The organism is Arthrobacter sp. 05L44 (genome assembly GCF_056397605.1).
In genome coordinates, this window is record NZ_JBFTNS010000009.1 from 37,589 (window position 1) to 53,470 (window position 15,882).

The window sequence follows — 15,882 nt, forward strand, 5'->3', positions numbered from 1 at the left end:
ACGCCTCCACAGCCCAACTATGAACCCGCGGCCCTGTTCAAAGCTGAACGGGTTCGCGGTGTTCATCGGTCTGTGAGGGCAGTTGGAGCTTTCGAGCCATCACAGTGCCTTTGTCTGAGGCGGACTCGTTGAGTGAAGAGCCGGGGAGGTCCCGTCGGTCCATCTCATCGGTCGCGAGCTCGAACCAGGTCCGGGCCCCGAAGGACGGGCCGGGTGAATCAAGGTGGCGGTACAGGGCGTCGACCAATCGGCCAAGCGCTTCATCCGAGAGGGCACGTACGGTTGACGCCGGGTCGAGGCTTCCTTCGTAGTATTGGCAGAGCTGGAGGTCGTCGATGAGCTCGGTCCCGGCGGGTCCGTGGGTGACGGTGCAGCCGGCGGCGTGAGCGCCCTGAGCGTCCGTGAGGTGCTCCAGGACGGCTCCGTCGATAGCGACGTGAGCGAGGCAGACCGGCAGTTCGGACGGTTCCTTTAGGAAGACCCCGGGGAGTCCTTTTCCGGGTTCGGCGTTGTTCGGAGCTGGTGCTGTGGCGGAGCCGCTGAAGGCCCGCAGATGGAGTAGCACGTCAGGGTCCAGATGCCTGGCACCGCGCAAATCCAAGGTTAGCGGGCCCTTAGATACCTGTCCGGCCCTTGCTAGTGCGCGCAGAAGGACAGGGTACGCAGCGCCGGTCAGGCAACCGGAGACCTGAAGGCCGAGGCCCAGGGCGTCCACGTCGGTGCGGATTGTGAGTTGCAGTTTGTGTTCCATTACGTCTCCCCGTAAGCAGATCCGTGGAAGCCAACTGCTTAACTCCTTACTTGACCCAGAATATAAACCGTCCTCAGCAGTTAGCAAGCGTTCAGCACCCTTATTCGCCTGGCTTATATATGGAGGAGGCGTGTAAGCGAATGGACAGAGCGGTCCGGGCCTGGCGTGAGGCCAGCGGCCCATGTTAAAAGCCGGGCACGGTCACTCCCGCGAAGTTCGAATGTGAGTCCCGATCAAAGAGTTGAGGGGGTGCGGGCCGCCCTTGGATACCTGGGATCCTCGATCTTCAGTAGACGGGGCAGAGCGACGCTGGCTCGGGAGCGAAGACCGTTCTGCGCTCCCTCCGTGCTGCAGGACGCCTGCGCTCCGACCCTGATGGGCCCGGACGGAAGCGGCGGCCGGTTCGCCGAAGGCCGGTTCCTTGAAATGGGGCAAGGCGGGATCGGGGTGTTCTTTCGGAGCCATCAGGTCTAGTTTGGGGGCAAGGTCCGCGTGGATAATTGCGCCGGGGCCGGGCTGACCGGATGGGGTCCGGGTTCGTCTTCGCATCGGGCGGGGCCGACGACAGTGACGGACGACGGCGCCTTTGGAGTCCCGGAGGCTTGGATGGAGCAGCAATGCGGGCTGAACCGGAGGTCGAAGTGGCCCTGCCGCTGAGGGGCCAGGGTGTTTACCTTTTGGACGACCATGAAGTCGTGAGGCGCGGTCTGCGTTATCTGTTGGAGTCCTCGGGTGTGGGCGTTGCGGGGGAGTCTGCGTCGGCGCTCGAGGCACTGCGGCGGATCCCTGCGCTTCGGCCGGCGCTGGTTATTGTTGATGATGATCTTCCGGACGGTTCCGGTGCTGCGGTCTGCCGTGGGATCGCCGTGTCGGCACCGGGTATCAGGTGCCTCCTGATGACGGCGGCGGCCGACGAAGCAGTCTTGATCGAGTCCATAATGTCCGGCGCCTGGGGGTGTCTGTCCAAAAAGGACGACAACGCCGAACAGCTCCGGCTGATCTCCCGAGCCTTGGACGGGTACACCGCCTTCAGTGGCGTGTTTCAGCCGGCTCTCCGGGCTCCGAACCTGCTCATTGTTGAGCCCGACCGGGAGGAGAAACTTGGGATGCTCACCCGCCAGGAGGCTGTCGCGGCTGCTGCCCTTGGCCGGGGACTGAGTAACCGTCAGATCAGCCACAGAATGTTTCTCTCGGAAAAAACAGTCAAGAACATGATCTCGAGTATTCTGGCGAAGCTTGGCATGGAGCGCAGATCGCAGGTCGCCGTGCATGTAGTGAATGCGTTAAACCGCCATTCAGAGACCGACGGTGATTACCGGAGCAGCCGGTTCCCGGACCTGGTGGCGGAGGTCACGGACGCGCTGCTGGTCTGTACCAGCGATGTTTCCCCGGTGTTGCCTACGGAGGCGGTGCGGAAAGACAACGCCGGTCGGCTTGCCGGCGCCCTCGCCGCGACACGCGCCGATCTTGGGTGTTGGTAGCCGGGCATCCGCAGGCCTCATCATTGCTGATGGTCCCGAGGGTAAGCCGACGTCATTTCCTCCAGGCAGCAGACGTCGCGCGTAGACTGCAGAAGAGGCAAGGATGCTTAGTGATAGCCCCGGTGGCGGAGCAGTGATAGCCCCCGGTGGTGGCGCAGGCACGGCTGTTACCGTCGGGGCGGAGGGGATGAGCCGTATGGTCGCGGACGATCCGCCCTCGGGTTCGGTGGGCAAGAGCCGGTTGAGTCGGGAGCTGGTGCTCTCGGCCGCACTGGAGCTGGTAGACGGCTGGGGGCTGGAGGCCCTTACTATGCGTCGGCTCGGGCAGAAGTTGGGCCGGGACCCGATGGCACTGTACCGGTACGCCCGGAGCCGGGCCGACCTGCTGGATGGTGTCACGGAGCTGGTCTTCAATGAGCTGCCTGTCAATCCTGCTGATCCTGACTGGCGGGCCCAGCTCCGGCGCATCGCGCATGATTTCCGGGACCTCGCACTGCGGCATCCGAATGTCGTGCCGCTGTTGGTGACGCGGCCTCTTTCCACCCCGCTGGGCCGTCGGCCGATGGGAACACTCCGGCCGCTGGAACAAATCCTGTCGCTGCTGGTTGGCGCAGGGTTTGCCGCTCCTGAGGCGTTGCACGTGTACCGCGCTTACTACGGCTTCCTGTACGGGCATGTCCTCAACGAGCTGCAGGAGGTCGTCGTCGACCCTGAGAAAAACGAGGCCCTGCTCCGTCTGGGCCTGTACCGGCTGCCGCCGAAGGATTTCCCCCATCTGCGGTCCCTCGTCCCGGTCTTGACTGACTATGACGGAAAGAAAGAGCTCGACGGCGGCATCACTATTCTGCTGGCAGGCCTTACCGACGGGTTTTCCGAACAGCCGGGGCGCCTAGGGGCTAGGGATGTTACGTAGATCTGTACGGAAATAGGTCCCCATTGTATACGTTTTCGCACTCGTTGCAGTGGTGTGGCCGGTTTCCTCCCGGGCGAGTCTGTAGCCCTGCGTTGGCTAGGCATCGATAGGTGTAAATATAGACATATGTCTATATCTGTCAACGTCGCTCCCGTCCAGTCCGTGGCGCGCTGTTCGCCCCTGTCGAGGGAACCGTTGTCGGAAGTGGAGGCCGGGGAAGTCGTGCCGCTACTGAAAGCGCTGGGTGATCCGGTGCGGCTGCGGCTGATGTCCCTGGTGGCCTCCCATGAAGGCGGTGAAGCCTGTGTGTGCGACCTGAATGACGCCTTCGAGCTCTCACAGCCGACCATTAGCCACCACCTGAAGATCCTCCATGAAGCGGGGCTGCTGGAGAGGGAAAAGCGCGGCGTGTGGGTCTATTACCGTGCGCGCACCGATGCCCTGACGAACCTTTCCAAGCTGATCAGCGGACTGAGCCGATGAGCATACTCCTGCGGCGGGCCGTGGCGGAGTTCGCCGGGACAACTTTCCTGGTGATGGCCGTAGTCGGGTCCGGTGTCATGGCCTCGCGGCTGTCCCCTAACGACGTCGGGCTGCAGCTTCTCGAGAACAGCACCGCCACAGGCGCGGCGCTGGTGGCCTTGATCCTGGCGCTGCAACCGGTCTCGGCATCCTTCAACCCCGTGGTCACCCTGGTCGAACGGGCCTTGGGGGCGGTGGACACTCGCACCACACTGGCCCTGATCCCGGCCCAGTTCGCCGGCGGCCTGTCGGGAAGCATGCTGGCCAACCTGATGTTCGGCCTGGACCCGGTGACGCTCTCGACACATGAACGCGCAGGGTCAGGGCTGTGGCTCGGCGAAATTATCGCCACGTTTGGGCTGCTCCTTGTCATCTTCGGCACGGTCCGTTCGGGCCGGGGGGAGCGGGTGGCTTTTGCCGTCGGCGGCTACATAACGGCGGCCTACTGGTTCACCAGCTCCTCCAGTTTCGCCAACCCGGCCGTGACTGTGGCCCGGACAATCACCGACACCGTCGCCGGCATTGCTCCGGCATCCGCGCCGGCGTTCATCCTCGCCCAGCTACTCGGCGGCGCCGCCGGTTTCTACCTGATTCGAGTCCTCTACCCAACCGTTGCCGGCCCAGCAGTTCCCGCGGCAGATCGACCCGCGGCCGATCGAAAGGTCCCCTCATGACCGACAAGCCCTCCGTCCACTTCGTCTGCGTCCACAACGCCGGACGCTCCCAGATGGCCGCAGCCTTCCTCACCACCCTTTCCGAGGGCCGGATCGAGGTCCGGTCCGCTGGCTCCCAGCCGGCTGAGAAGGTCAACCCGGCCGCCGTGCGGGCCATGGCCGAGCTGGGGATCGACATGTCCGCCGAAATCCCGAAGGTCCTCACCGCCGAAGCGGTGCAAGATTCCGACGTCGTGATCACCATGGGCTGCGGCGATGAATGTCCGTATTTCCCGGGCAAGCGCTACGAGGATTGGATCCTGGAAGACCCTGCCGGGCAGGGAGTTGATGCTGTCCGACCGATCCGGGACGAGATCAAGAGCCGCATCGAGAGTCTCATCCAATCCCTAACCCCGGCCGCCACCTAACCCACGCTGCCTGAGGGAACCTGCCCACGCCTGAAGCCCACGTGCTAGGGAGGCGATCTGGATGGATGCCGGATGCTGCACCGAGACCGGGCGTTGTGATGACGACTTGGACTGCTGTTAGGCAGCGCCCGCCGGTGGTCTTCGGACGGCTCCCGCAATGGGGCGCCCGCCCGAAGGAGTGCGACAGGATCAGTCGCCGTGACCGCCCTGTGCGCCGGCTTCGGCGGCGGTGATGGCGAAGTTGGTGTCGAGCTTGACGGTCGCGTGCGTGCCGTCAGTCTTGGTGATAAGGGCTTCGTAAGCTGCACTGCCGTCATCCTCGGTCGTCATGTTCTCGACGGTCGCACCCGCGTTGGCTGCCAGCACGGCGGCCTTGACGTTGATTGCGGCGTCCCCGGTGAGATCGGTTTTGTTTCCGTGGCTGGCATCGCTCACTGACGTTGATGTGGCGGACGGGGTAGGGGTGGTTGCGGAGTTGGCTGGTTGTGCCATGGCGGTCAGGGCACCACCTCCGAAGGGTACGGCGATGAGGCTGGTGCGTGCTGCTATTTTCCGGATGATGTTCACGATTGTTCTCCTTGCTGGTTCCACTCCGGCTTTCGAAGCTGTTCTTATCCTCGGAGGGAAGCCTGTCGGACTACCTTCATCCTGCTGTGCGCATTTTGTGACTGTTCCGCACGCCAGAACTCCCAAAGAAGCACCCAGAAGACGGGCTCGATAGAACTGCACCCCGCCCAGATTGAGAGTTCTCTCGCCCGGGCTGGCTTCGGTGCCTCCGGCATCGCTGCCGGCAGCTCGTCCAAGACACGAGGACGCACGAGCGCATCCCCGGGGCAGCTGGCGGGAAGCATGTTCTCAGAGATCGCGCCCAGGGATCGTGCCCGATCGGGTGCTCAGGGTGGCCCGCCAAGCCAACGGCGCCCTCCACCAGGTTGTCCTCTCCCGCATGCAATCGGGCCATCGAACCCAGGACTACATTTAGGGCAAAGCAAAGGCCCCTGCTTCCCTTCTAGGGATGCAGGGGCCCCGCAATTTGGCGGTGACGGTGGGATTTGAACCCACGTTGGCTTTTACACCAAACAACATTTCGAGTGTTGCACCTTCGGCCGCTCGGACACGTCACCAACCTGACTAGGCTACCGGAGCAAGGCGCCCAACCCCAAAACGGCCGCCGCAAGAGGGTCCGCCACGCCCGTGCCCGGCCCGAAGCTTCCCCGTGTCGGCCCCCGGCGCTAGATTCGTAAGCACGATGACTACCTCCACCAGCACCGGCCGCGTATCGAGCCCGGACCACACCACGGCCACCGCCTACTGGACGGTCGGCCCGGAGCAGGGCGAGCTCCGGACCGAGGAACTGCACCAGCTGCAACCCGGCGAAGCCCTGGTGCGCGCAATGTACTCCGGCATCAGCAAGGGCACCGAGATGGTGGTGCACAACGCCCGGGTGCCCGAGTGTATTGCCGACGAAATGGCGGCACCCCACCAGGAGGGCAGCTTCCCGTCGCCGGTGAAGTTCGGCTACCTGTCCGTCGGCGTCGTCGAGCAGGGCCCGGCGGACTGGCAGGGCAAAACGGTGTTCTGCCTCCACCCCCACCAGGACCGTTACATCGTCCCCGTCGAGGCCCTGACCGAAGTCCCCGACGGCGTTCCCGCCCGCCGCGCCGTGCTCTCCGGCACCGTCGAAACCGCAGTCAACGCCCTCTGGGAGGCCGGCCCGCGCTTGGGCGACAGGGTGGCCGTGATCGGCGCCGGCCTGGTGGGCGGCATGGTCGCCAAGCTCCTCGGAACCTTCCCGCTCGGCCGGCTGCAGCTGATCGACGTCGACCCCGCCAAGCGCGCGTTCGCCGACACCCTCGGCGTCGACTTCTGCCATCCCGACGACGCCCTGCCGGACTGCGACATCGTGATCCACTGCTCGGCCTCCGGGGGCGGGCTCCGCCGCGCCCTGCAGCTGGTGGGGGACGAGGGCGAGATCATCGAGATGTCCTGGTACGCCGACCGCCTGGTCACCCTCCCGCTCGGTGAGGATTTCCACGCCCGCCGGCTCTCCCTCCGCGCCAGCCAGGTAGGCGTGGTGGCCCGGGCCCGCCGGCACCGCCGCACCACCGCGGACCGGCTCAACCTCGCCGTCTCCCTGCTCAGCGACCCCGTCTTCGACACCTTCCTCTCCGGGGCGTCGCCGTTCGCCGAGCTGCCCGACGTCGTCCAGCGCCTCTCCGACGGCACCCTGGACGCCCTCTGCCACGTCATCGAATACCCCGCCAGTGACTCAGCAGCCACCGGCTCACCCGTCCCGAACCATTCGGCAACAGAAACCACGAGGTAATCCGTGTTCAGCCTGACCGTCCGCCGTAATTTCATGATCGCCCACAGCCTCCCTCGGCCTGCCTTCGGTCCCGCCCAGGGCCTGCACGGGGCCACATTCGTCACCGAGGTGACCTTCCGGCGTCGCGCCCTGAACGAGGACTCGATCGTCCTGGACATTGGCGAGGCCGGCGACGTGCTGGACGCCGTCCTGGCGGAACTGAACTACAAAAACCTCGACGAACACCCCGACTTCGCCGGCAAACTCAGCACCACTGAAGCCGTCGCCCAGTACATCGCCGACTCCGTAGCCGGGCGCATCCGGGACGGGCAGGACGGGAAAGCCCTCGCCGGCCTCGACGTCACGCTGCGCGAAACCCCTGACGCCTGGGCCAGCTACTCCCTCGAGTTCGACGCCGGCTAAACCCCGTGGGAGCGCCCGGCGTCCGCCTCATCCTGCCCGGCAACGTCCGCCACAACTCCGGCGGCAACGCCTACAACGCCGCGCTCCTTCGTGCCCTGCAGGACCTCGGGGTAGCGGTGGAATCCTGCGGGGCCGACGGCGGCTGGCCCGTCGGCAGCGCGGCTGACCGGCAGCGCTTTAGCCAACTGCTCACCGGGTCCGACGGCGGCCAGGTCACCCTGGTGGATGGACTGGTGGCCCTCGGGGCGCCGGCTGAGCTGGAGGCCGCCGCCGCGGCCGGCACCCCGGCGTGGATCCTGCTGCATATGCCGCTGGAGGGGCACGCGGAGCTGGAACACCGCGCCCTGGACGCCGCCGCCGGAGTGATCTGCACCAGCAACTTCGCGGCGGCGGCGCTGCGTGACCGGCACGCGCTGGTCACCCCGCACGAAGGAGCCGGCCGTGCCAGGGCCGCAAAAATCTGCGTCGCCCTGCCCGGCACCGAGCCTGCCCCAGCCGCCACCGGCTCCCACCCGCCGCACCTCCTCGCCGTGGCCGCCCTCCTGCCGAACAAGGACCAGTTGCTGCTGGTACGGGCCCTGGCCGGCCTCACGGACCTGCCGTGGACGGCCACACTCGCCGGATCCGATACCGCCGACCCCCGCTACTCGGCCCGCCTCCGGCAAGAAACGGAGCGCCTCGGACTCCACGGCCGCGTCAGCCTTCCGGGCGAGCTGCGCGGCCCCGCGCTGGAAGTCGAATGGGCCGCCGCCGACCTGAGCCTGCTGATTTCACAGGCCGAAACTTACGGGCTGGTAGTGACCGAATCGCTGGCCCACGGCATCCCGGTGGTAGTCCGGCAGGGGACCGGTGCAGTGGAAGCCCTCGCGGCCGGAACCCCCGCCCGGACGGCGCTCCCGGCCGCCCCCGACGGCGGGGGAGCGGCGCTGCCGGGCGCCGCCGTCGCCCTCTCCGATGACCCGGCGCCGCTGGCAGCGCTGCTGCGCCGCTGGCTGACAGAACCGACGCTCCGCTCCGGCTGGCGGACGGCCGCCCTGACGGCACGGGACCACCTGCCCGGCTGGGACGCCACAGCGAGGGCAGTCCTGGCGGCCCTCGGCGACGCCGCCCGGCGGACTAGCCCGCGGCAGTTGCCCCCGGGCGACACCTGCCGGCAATTATTGCGAGCCAGCCGGGCGAAGCTGATGGAGAATGGCCCCATGACCACCGAGCCGATGACCGTGCAGCTGCCTCCCGCCAAGAGCCTCACCCCTGAACGGCTCCGTGCCTGGTCGTGGCACCGGCAAGGGCTCGACGGCTCGCTGGCCGGGTGCACCGCGGAGCAGGTGTTCGCCCGGGCTGGCTGGGCCCGCTCCGTAGGCGGCGCCAACCCCTACCTCACGCTCTTTGCCCGGGCCGGCCTGCGCCGGGAACAGGTGGACGGGGAGGTCCTGGCGCAACGGATCCTGGAGCTCCCGACGGCGCGCGGCTGCACCTATGTGCTGGGCAGTGACGACTTCGGCTGGGCGCTGCGGCTGGGGCGGGACGCGGCCGAGGCCGGTTTCAAGGTGGTGGGACGGCTCGGCGTCGACCGCGGGGAAATCACCCTGCTGGAGGAGCAGGTGCTGCACGTCCTCGCGGAGGCCGGGGTTCCCATGGACCCGCGCCAGCTCAAGGAGGAACTTGGCGATTCGGTCCGCAACCTCGGCGAGGAGGGCAAAAAGAAGGGCGCGGCGACCACGCTGCCCACCGCCCTCGGGATCCTGCAGGCAGACGGCCGGATCCGGCGGGTCCCCGCCAACGGCCGGCTCGACCAGCAGCGCTACGCCTACGAACCCTGGGGACTGCGGCCGAGCACCCTGGGCGACCACGAGGTCCGCGCCCAGCTGATCCGGCGGTACCTCGGCTGGACCGGCGGGGCGAGCTTCAAACAGTCGCAGTGGTTCACCGGCTTCACCGTCGCGCAGAGCAAAACCGCGCTCGCCGCCGTCGGTGCCGTCGAGGTTCCCACCGCCGCCGGCGGGGACCCGCTCTGGATGCTGCCGGACGACGTCGAACTCCTGGCCGCATTCGAGGAACCGGCCGAGGAACAGATCCAGTTGCTCGCCGGGACCGATTCGCTGGTGCTGCTGCGCCGGAACGCGGCGGAACTGCTGGCCGGGGCGGATCACAGCAAAGCGGCCCTGGCCCCGTTGGCGCTGCAGGCCGACCTTCCGGACCACCCCATCGTCGACCGCGGCCGGATCATCGGGCTCTGGCAGTACGATCCGGGCCGGGAAGGGATCGCCGCCTGGGTGTTCGGCACAGCAACGCCGGCCGTGACCCGGCGGATCGCCGAGGTGGAGGACTGGATCAGGGAGGACCTGGGCGACTTCCGTGCCTTCAGCCTGGACTCGCCCGCGTCGCGGCAAAAGCGGATCGATGCGCTGCGCGCGTCCACCACGGCCACCGCTAGCCGGTAGCCCGGCGGCCTCGAGCGGGCAGCGCGGTAGCCCGGCGGCCTCGCGTGGGCTGACCGCTGGCCTTCCAGCCGGCCGCCGGCGCTCCTCAGGCGCCGCGGTGCCCGGCGAAGAACCCCCGCAGCAGTGCGCCGCACTCCTGCTCCCTGACCCCGGCGTAGACCTCCACCCAATGGTTCAGCCGGCGTTCGCGCAGGATGTCGAACACGGAACCCGCGGCCCCGGCCTTCTCATCCCAGGCGCCAAAGACCACCCGCGGGATCCGGGCCAGCACCACGGCGCCGGCGCACATTGCGCACGGCTCCAGCGTGACCACCAAGGTGCAGTCTTCCAGCCGCCAGCCGTCGTCGGCCGCCCCCTCCAGGGAACGCCTGCCCCGCAGCCGGGCAGCCGCCTCCCGGATCGCGATCACCTCGGCGTGCGCCGTCGGGTCCCCGAGGGCTTCGCGCTCATTGCGCCCCGTGCCCAGCACCGAACCGTCCGGGCCGATGACGACCGCGCCGATCGGCACGTCCGCGGTGGCCAGCGCCCGGCGCGCTTCGGCAAGGGCCAGGCTCATCCATTCGGCATGGCGCGGCTCGGGGGTAGTCATGGCTCAATGGTAGTTTCGATCCTAAGCAGGCTGTGCACCCGGGCGGTGCACCGGAAAGTCGGGAGACGGCAGTGAGTACCAGGACCGAGAGCTGGCTGATGCGGCGCTGGGGTAAGTGGGTGGTGCCGTACGCCGCCCTGTGGATCACCATGCTGATCGGCGGCGTCGTGATCGTGATGCTCGCCCTCCTCAGTGCGGAGGTCTACGACAACGTGGTGGATGACGCCGGCCTGGCCAACCTGGACAAACCCACCCTCTCCTTTATGGAGCACCTGCGCAGTCCCGGCCTGGACTCCTTCGTCACCGGGTTCACCAACATCGGCGGCGGCATCGGGATGCCCATCCTGGCCAGCATCCTGACGGCCTGGCTGACCTGGGTCTCGCGGACCTGGCGGCCCCTGATCCTCATCGGCGGCGCCGCGGCCGTGTCCATTACCGCCACGTCGCTGGGCAAAAAGCTGATCGGACGGGCCCGCCCGGACCACGCCGACGCCGTCCCCCCTTACGAGAACTCGCCGTCGTTCCCCAGCGGCCACACCCTGAACACCACGGTGGTGATCGGGCTGGTGGTCTACCTCGCCTGCCTCCAGGTGCACCGCACCATCGCACGTGTCGGCCTGATCGCCGCCGGGGTGCTCTTCATCTTCGCGATGGGTATGAGCCGGGTCTACCTGGGCCACCACTGGATGACCGACGTGATCATCGGCTGGGTGCTCGGATTCGGCTGGGTGGGGATCGTGATCCTGGCCCACAGACTCTTCCATGTGCTGCGGCACCGGGAGCACACCGGGCCCGCCCCGACGTTCGATAACGAGGCGCACCTGCGCGACCGTGCCCCCGGCGTCGCAGGCGGCGCGGGGGCGCCCGGCGGTGATGCCGCCGACGCCGATTCGTCCGGCAGCGCGGGACGGTCCTCAGCGTCCGGGTGATAGTTTTGACCCATGCGCACTCTCGTTGTGGACCACCCGCTGGTCGCCCATAAGCTCACCGTTCTGCGGGACAAGAACACCCCGTCCCCGGTCTTCCGCCAGCTCACCGAGGAGCTCGTGACGCTCCTCGCCTACGAGGCAACCCGGGACGTCCGCACCGAACCGGTGACCATCGAGACGCCGGTCAGCACGACCATCGGCACGGCGTTCACCAAACCCACCCCGCTGGTGGTCCCGATCCTGCGCGCCGGGCTCGGCATGCTCGAGGGCATGACCAAGCTGGTTCCCACCGCCGAGGTCGGCTTCCTGGGCATGGCCCGCGACGAAGAGACCCTGGACATCATCACCTACGCCGAGCGTCTCCCCGAGGACCTGACGGACCGCCAGATCTTCGTCCTGGACCCCATGCTCGCGACCGGCGGCACCCTGCGCGAGGCCATCAAGTTCCTCTTCAAGCGCGGCGCCTCCGACGTCACCTGCATCTGCCTGCTGGCCGCCCCCGAGGGCCTCGCCAAGCTCGAAGAAGAGCTCTCGGAAGCCAACGTCACCATCGTGCTGGCCTCGATTGACGAGAAACTGAACGAAAAGTCCTACATTGTGCCCGGCCTGGGCGACGCCGGCGACCGCCTGTACGGGATCGCGGTCTAGGCTTCCGTCCGCCGGTATTCGTTCGCGGGTGCCGGCGTCGGGGGTTCCGGCGAAACGTGTCCCGGGCTAGCCTGTGCCCATGGACTGGAAACTTGAACTTGTTATGGTGCCGGTGTCCGACGTGGACCGGGCCAAGGATTTCTACGTCAACAAGGTGGGCTTCAACGCCGACTACGACGAGCGCCCCTCGGAAGGCATCCGGTTTGTCCAGCTGACTCCGCCGGGCTCCGGGTGTTCGATTGCGATCGGCGAGGGCCTCATAGATGCCCCGCCCGGCACTGCGCCCAGCCTCCAGCTGGTGGTCAGCGATATCCAGGCCGCGCACCGGCAGCTGAAGGACAACGGTGTGGACGTCAGCGACGTCGACGTCCAGGACTGGGGGCACTTCCTGTACTTCGCCGACCCGGACGGCAACAAATGGGCCGTGCAGTACATCCCCGGCCGCACGAACGGCTAGCGGGGCTCGCACCCGGCCGCGGGGCTCGCGGGCCGCGGCCGGCGACAAATGACGGCAGACGAGGGCGAGGCCCAGGATCCAGTGGATCCGGGGCCTCGCCTGAGCTTTATGTGCGGCAGGGCCGCGGGGTGTTTCTTAGTACCAGTTGTTCGCGTAGTGGAAGTTCAGGGCACCGCACGGCGAACCGTAGCGTTCCTGGACGTACTGCAGGCCCCAGTTGATCTGGGTCTTGTAGTTGGTCAGGTAGTCGGCGCCGGCGCTGGCCATCTTCTCGGCCGGCAGCGACTGCACCACACCGTAGGCGCCGCTGCTGGCGTTGGTGGCGGTGGTCTTCCAGTCCGATTCCCGGGTCCAGAGCTTCATCAGGCACTGCATCTCGCTCGGCGCCCAGCCGTGGGCGGGCAGCTGGGACGCGGCGTAGGCCTGGGCGCCTGCGGGGTCGTCGACTGCCACCGGCTTAGTGGGAGCGGGCGCCGGGGCGGCAGCCGGTTTCGGAGCCGCTGCGGCGGGAGCCTTGGCGGGCTTGACCGTGGAGGCCTGGGCCTCGACACTCATGGCCGTGGGCGACGGTGTGCTGGTGCTTCCGACGCGTTCGAAGTCCAGGGTCTCCAGCGAAGCCTTCGAGTCCTTGGCCGCCTCAGTGGTGTGGGCGGACGTACCGGAAGCCTGCCCCGCGGCGCCGGCCCCCAGCAGGACGGCGAATGCGGTGGCAACGACGGCGGCACGCTTGCCGTTGGAGCGGGTGCCGACCCGCGACAGGGCCGACGAACGCTTGGACGGCTCGGCCCGGTGACGCGCGGTGTCGGCGTCGGATGTGCGTTTAGCGCCCTCGGGGCGCGTTTGTACCTTGAATTCAGTCATGTTCGCCTCTCAACGCCTACGGAGTTAGCTGTCGGGTTCGGATGCAATATCCGGCCGCACGGATAATCGACGTGCGGCTTAACCCCTTGGGTGCATGGATGCAGAATGCCCGGGAACACTGGGTCCCCCGCCTCTGCCTGGTCCATCGGAATCCGGGAAGCGGCAGAGCATGGCGTCAATCCGGATATGCGGCCAGATCGATTGCCGCACTCTAAAACGGTACTGTACTTTCATTCAGAAGTCACATTTTGGTAACGGAGATCACGAGCTGCAGCGTGGCGTCTTGCCGCAGACCTGGTCTGTGCTGAGGCCGTCTCCGTCGCCGCCATCGGCCCCGTTTCGACGGTTCCGCGCCCACTCGACGCTTATGAACGTCGAGTCGGCAAGGAACCGTCGAAATGGCGGGGTGCGTCGGCGGCGGCTACCCCGCCAGCAGGTACACCTCGGTCCCACCGACACTCTGGGCCGTGAAGTTGGCCGCGACCCACGAGGCGATCCGGGCGGCGTCGTCCGAGCCCGTTTCGCCCTGCATCATGGTCCCGGCGATGAAGTAGTGGATCTTCCCGGCGGCCACGTACTGCTGGAACTGTTCAAGCGTCGGGGCCGGGTCCGTCCCGTTGAATCCGCCCACGGCCATCACGGGCAGCTGCGTGGCCAGCTGGTAGCCGGCAGCGTTGTTGGAGCCGACGACGGCGGCCGCCCAGGTGAAGGTGCCGGCGTCAGCCTTGAGCAGGGTGACGAGGGCGTCCGACGGCGTGCTGGCGCCGAGTAGACCTCCCATCCCGCCACCCCTGCCGCCGCCCGGACCGCCAAACCCGCCTGCACCGCCAAATGCCGGCACCATTCCGGGTGCGCCGCGGCCGGACACCGCGGGGCCGGCAGAGACGATCGCGCCGCTATGGGCTGTGGCCGCGGTGGATACCGAGTACGCCAGCGGACCGGAGAGGGCAACGGCAACTGCGAGGGACGCCGTCGTGCGCGTTAGGAGCGAAAGCGAGCCGGGGCCGGTGCGGGGACCCGTGCCTCCAAGCCCCGTCGCCCGCGCTCCACCGGACCCCAGAACGCCCCGTGCCCCGGCGAACAGCACCAGGGCCGCGGCCGCGAGGGCGCCCAGCAGGACCACCCAGCGCAACCACGGCAGGAACGCCGGCGTGCGGCCGAGGAGGGCGGTGGCCATGAATCCGGCTGCGGCGAGGGCGCCGGCCAGCACAAAGGCGGCCACCGGCTGCTCCCGCCGCTGCCACAGGAGAACCCCGCCCAGCCCGGCCAGTCCGGCGATCCCCGGAGCCAGCGCCACCATGTAATACGGGTGGATAATGCCGGCCATCAGGCTGAAGGTCAGGCCGGTGACCAGGACCCACGAGCCCCAGATGATCACGGAGGTCCGGACGGCGTCGGTCCGCGGGGCCCGCCGCCCCAGCCAGAACAACCCGGCGCCGAGCAACAGCACCGAGGGGATCAGCCACGCAATCTGGCCGCCGAACTCAGTGTTGAACAGCCGGAACAGGCCCGGGGTGCCCCAGCCGTTGCCGCCGCCCACACTCCCGGTCTCGTTCCCGCTGAGCCTGCCCAGGCCGTTATAGCCAAGGGTGAGCTCCAGGATGGAATTGTTCTGTGACCCGCCGATATACGGCCGGTCCGGCGCCGGGATGACCTCGACGGCGACCAGCCACCACCCCGCCGCGGCGGCCATTGCACCGCCGGCGGCGAGGAGATGAAGGACGCGCCTGCCGATTCCGGCCGGTGCCGCGAGCAGGTACGCCAGGGCGAACCCGGGAACCACCAGCAGCACCTGAAGCTGCTTGGTCAGGAACCCGAAGCCCAGCAGCACCCCGGCGAACAGTAGCCACCGCAGACGCGCGTCCTGGATGGAGCGCAGCACGGCGTAGGCGGCCGCCGTCATGAGGAGCACCAGCAGGGCGTCGGGGTTGTTGAACCGGAACATCAGGACGGCAACCGGGGTCAGCGCCATCACCGCGCCGGCCAGCAGCCCGGCGCGGTGGGCCAGGACCCGGTCGGCCGCAGCGGGTACCGCCGCCCGGCGGACGGCCAGATAAACGAGCCAGACCGTGCCGACACCCATCAGCGCCTGCGGGACGAGGATGCTCCAGGAGTTGAGCCCGAACAACCGCACCGAGAGTCCCATCACCCACAACGACGCCGGCGGCTTGTCCACGGTGATGGCGTTGGCGGCGTCGGACGAGCCAAAGAACCAGGCCGTCCAGTCCTGCGAACCTGCCTGGGCCGCGGCCGAATAGAAGGCGTTGGCCCAGCCGGAGGCGCCGAGGTTCCACAGGTACAGCCCGGCCGTCGCCAGGAGCAGGACCGCCAGCTCCACCCGTGCCCGCATCGAGCGAACCCCGGCCAGGTGTGCCCGCGCCGTTCCCGGCAGGCGACGTCCCTCCACCGCCCCTGCAGCCGCCCCGTCGGACATTCCGTCTGACACTCCGGTCCGCGTGCACAGGATCCCAGCCATGGCGG

General features: G+C 67.9%; 16 protein-coding genes, 1 tRNA gene and 1 riboswitch. Of the genes, 11 read left to right on the top strand and 6 right to left on the bottom strand.

Features of this window, described 5'->3' with window-relative positions; translation table 11 throughout:
- Positions 1-37: 37 nt before the first annotated feature.
- On the bottom strand, positions 38-751 hold the full coding sequence (locus AC1DHY_RS14405) for a hypothetical protein (protein WP_476903806.1): 714 nt from the start codon (positions 749-751) through the stop codon (positions 38-40).
- A 617-nt stretch (positions 752-1,368) separates the two neighbouring features.
- Between AC1DHY_RS14405 and AC1DHY_RS14410 the strand changes: the two genes are divergently transcribed.
- From AC1DHY_RS14410 to AC1DHY_RS14430, 5 genes are all read left to right on the top strand, one after another.
- Positions 1,369-2,232, top strand: coding sequence for a response regulator (locus tag AC1DHY_RS14410; RefSeq protein ID WP_476879456.1), 864 nt, complete (start codon positions 1,369-1,371; stop codon positions 2,230-2,232).
- Between the two features lie 196 nt (positions 2,233-2,428).
- Positions 2,429-3,145 carry a TetR/AcrR family transcriptional regulator C-terminal domain-containing protein gene (locus AC1DHY_RS14415; protein ID WP_476879455.1) on the top strand — a complete coding sequence of 239 codons (717 nt, stop codon included), beginning with the start codon at positions 2,429-2,431 and terminating at the stop codon, positions 3,143-3,145.
- A 126-nt stretch (positions 3,146-3,271) separates the two neighbouring features.
- A complete protein-coding gene (locus AC1DHY_RS14420; RefSeq protein WP_476879454.1) occupies positions 3,272-3,628 on the top strand; it encodes an ArsR/SmtB family transcription factor in 357 nt (118 codons plus the stop codon).
- On the top strand, positions 3,625-4,341 hold the full coding sequence (locus AC1DHY_RS14425; RefSeq protein ID WP_476903807.1) for an aquaporin: 717 nt from the start codon (positions 3,625-3,627) through the stop codon (positions 4,339-4,341). The genes AC1DHY_RS14420 and AC1DHY_RS14425 overlap by 4 nt, the downstream gene beginning before the upstream one ends.
- Positions 4,338-4,748: an arsenate reductase ArsC gene (locus AC1DHY_RS14430; RefSeq protein ID WP_476879124.1), complete on the top strand. Its 411-nt coding sequence runs from the start codon at positions 4,338-4,340 to the stop codon at positions 4,746-4,748. Before AC1DHY_RS14425 ends, AC1DHY_RS14430 begins: the two co-directional genes overlap by 4 nt.
- Positions 4,749-4,937: 189 nt before the next feature.
- Here AC1DHY_RS14430 and AC1DHY_RS14435 read toward each other — a convergent pair whose 3' ends face one another.
- Together AC1DHY_RS14435 and AC1DHY_RS14440 are read right to left on the bottom strand one after the other, a co-directional pair.
- Positions 4,938-5,315, bottom strand: a complete 378-nt coding sequence (locus AC1DHY_RS14435) for a hypothetical protein (protein WP_476879125.1) — start codon at positions 5,313-5,315, stop codon at positions 4,938-4,940.
- Between the two features lie 467 nt (positions 5,316-5,782).
- Positions 5,783-5,872 (bottom strand) — tRNA-Ser (locus AC1DHY_RS14440).
- Positions 5,873-5,997: 125 nt separating this feature from the next.
- Here AC1DHY_RS14440 and AC1DHY_RS14445 point away from each other — a divergent pair.
- The 3 genes from AC1DHY_RS14445 to AC1DHY_RS14455 are packed head-to-tail and all read left to right on the top strand — an operon-like array spanning position 5,998 to position 9,917.
- Positions 5,998-7,074 carry a zinc-dependent alcohol dehydrogenase gene (locus tag AC1DHY_RS14445; protein WP_476879126.1) on the top strand — a complete coding sequence of 359 codons (1,077 nt, stop codon included), beginning with the start codon at positions 5,998-6,000 and terminating at the stop codon, positions 7,072-7,074.
- 3 nt (positions 7,075-7,077) lie between these two features.
- The gene (locus AC1DHY_RS14450) at positions 7,078-7,476 is read left to right on the top strand and encodes a 6-pyruvoyl trahydropterin synthase family protein (RefSeq protein ID WP_476879127.1); all 399 of its coding nucleotides are present in this window, start codon (positions 7,078-7,080) and stop codon (positions 7,474-7,476) included.
- Between the two features lie 5 nt (positions 7,477-7,481).
- On the top strand, positions 7,482-9,917 hold the full coding sequence (locus tag AC1DHY_RS14455) for a DNA glycosylase AlkZ-like family protein (RefSeq protein WP_476903808.1): 2,436 nt from the start codon (positions 7,482-7,484) through the stop codon (positions 9,915-9,917).
- Positions 9,918-10,002: 85 nt separating this feature from the next.
- On the opposite strand, the gene AC1DHY_RS14460 is transcribed toward AC1DHY_RS14455, so the two are convergent.
- Positions 10,003-10,506: a nucleoside deaminase gene (locus AC1DHY_RS14460; protein ID WP_476879129.1), complete on the bottom strand. Its 504-nt coding sequence runs from the start codon at positions 10,504-10,506 to the stop codon at positions 10,003-10,005.
- A gap of 98 nt (positions 10,507-10,604) precedes the next feature.
- Between AC1DHY_RS14460 and AC1DHY_RS14465 the strand changes: the two genes are divergently transcribed.
- The 3 genes from AC1DHY_RS14465 (at position 10,605) to AC1DHY_RS14475 (ending at position 12,540) form a co-directional block, all read left to right on the top strand.
- On the top strand, positions 10,605-11,435 hold the full coding sequence (locus tag AC1DHY_RS14465) for a phosphatase PAP2 family protein (RefSeq protein WP_476903851.1): 831 nt from the start codon (positions 10,605-10,607) through the stop codon (positions 11,433-11,435).
- A 12-nt stretch (positions 11,436-11,447) separates the two neighbouring features.
- Positions 11,448-12,083 carry a uracil phosphoribosyltransferase gene (gene upp, locus AC1DHY_RS14470; protein WP_056736007.1) on the top strand — a complete coding sequence of 212 codons (636 nt, stop codon included), beginning with the start codon at positions 11,448-11,450 and terminating at the stop codon, positions 12,081-12,083.
- Between the two features lie 79 nt (positions 12,084-12,162).
- The gene (locus tag AC1DHY_RS14475) at positions 12,163-12,540 is read left to right on the top strand and encodes a VOC family protein (protein WP_476879130.1); all 378 of its coding nucleotides are present in this window, start codon (positions 12,163-12,165) and stop codon (positions 12,538-12,540) included.
- Positions 12,541-12,675: 135 nt separating this feature from the next.
- Here AC1DHY_RS14475 and AC1DHY_RS14480 read toward each other — a convergent pair whose 3' ends face one another.
- Together AC1DHY_RS14480 and AC1DHY_RS14485 are read right to left on the bottom strand one after the other, a co-directional pair.
- The gene (locus AC1DHY_RS14480) at positions 12,676-13,401 is read right to left on the bottom strand and encodes an aggregation-promoting factor C-terminal-like domain-containing protein (protein ID WP_476903809.1); all 726 of its coding nucleotides are present in this window, start codon (positions 13,399-13,401) and stop codon (positions 12,676-12,678) included.
- A riboswitch (cyclic di-AMP (ydaO/yuaA leader) is annotated at positions 13,400-13,569 on the bottom strand. Its footprint overlaps the gene before it by 2 nt.
- Positions 13,570-13,822: 253 nt before the next feature.
- Complete coding sequence (locus AC1DHY_RS14485) at positions 13,823-15,877, bottom strand: ArnT family glycosyltransferase (protein WP_476903810.1); 2,055 nt, start codon at positions 15,875-15,877, stop codon at positions 13,823-13,825.
- Positions 15,878-15,882 lie beyond the last annotated feature (5 nt).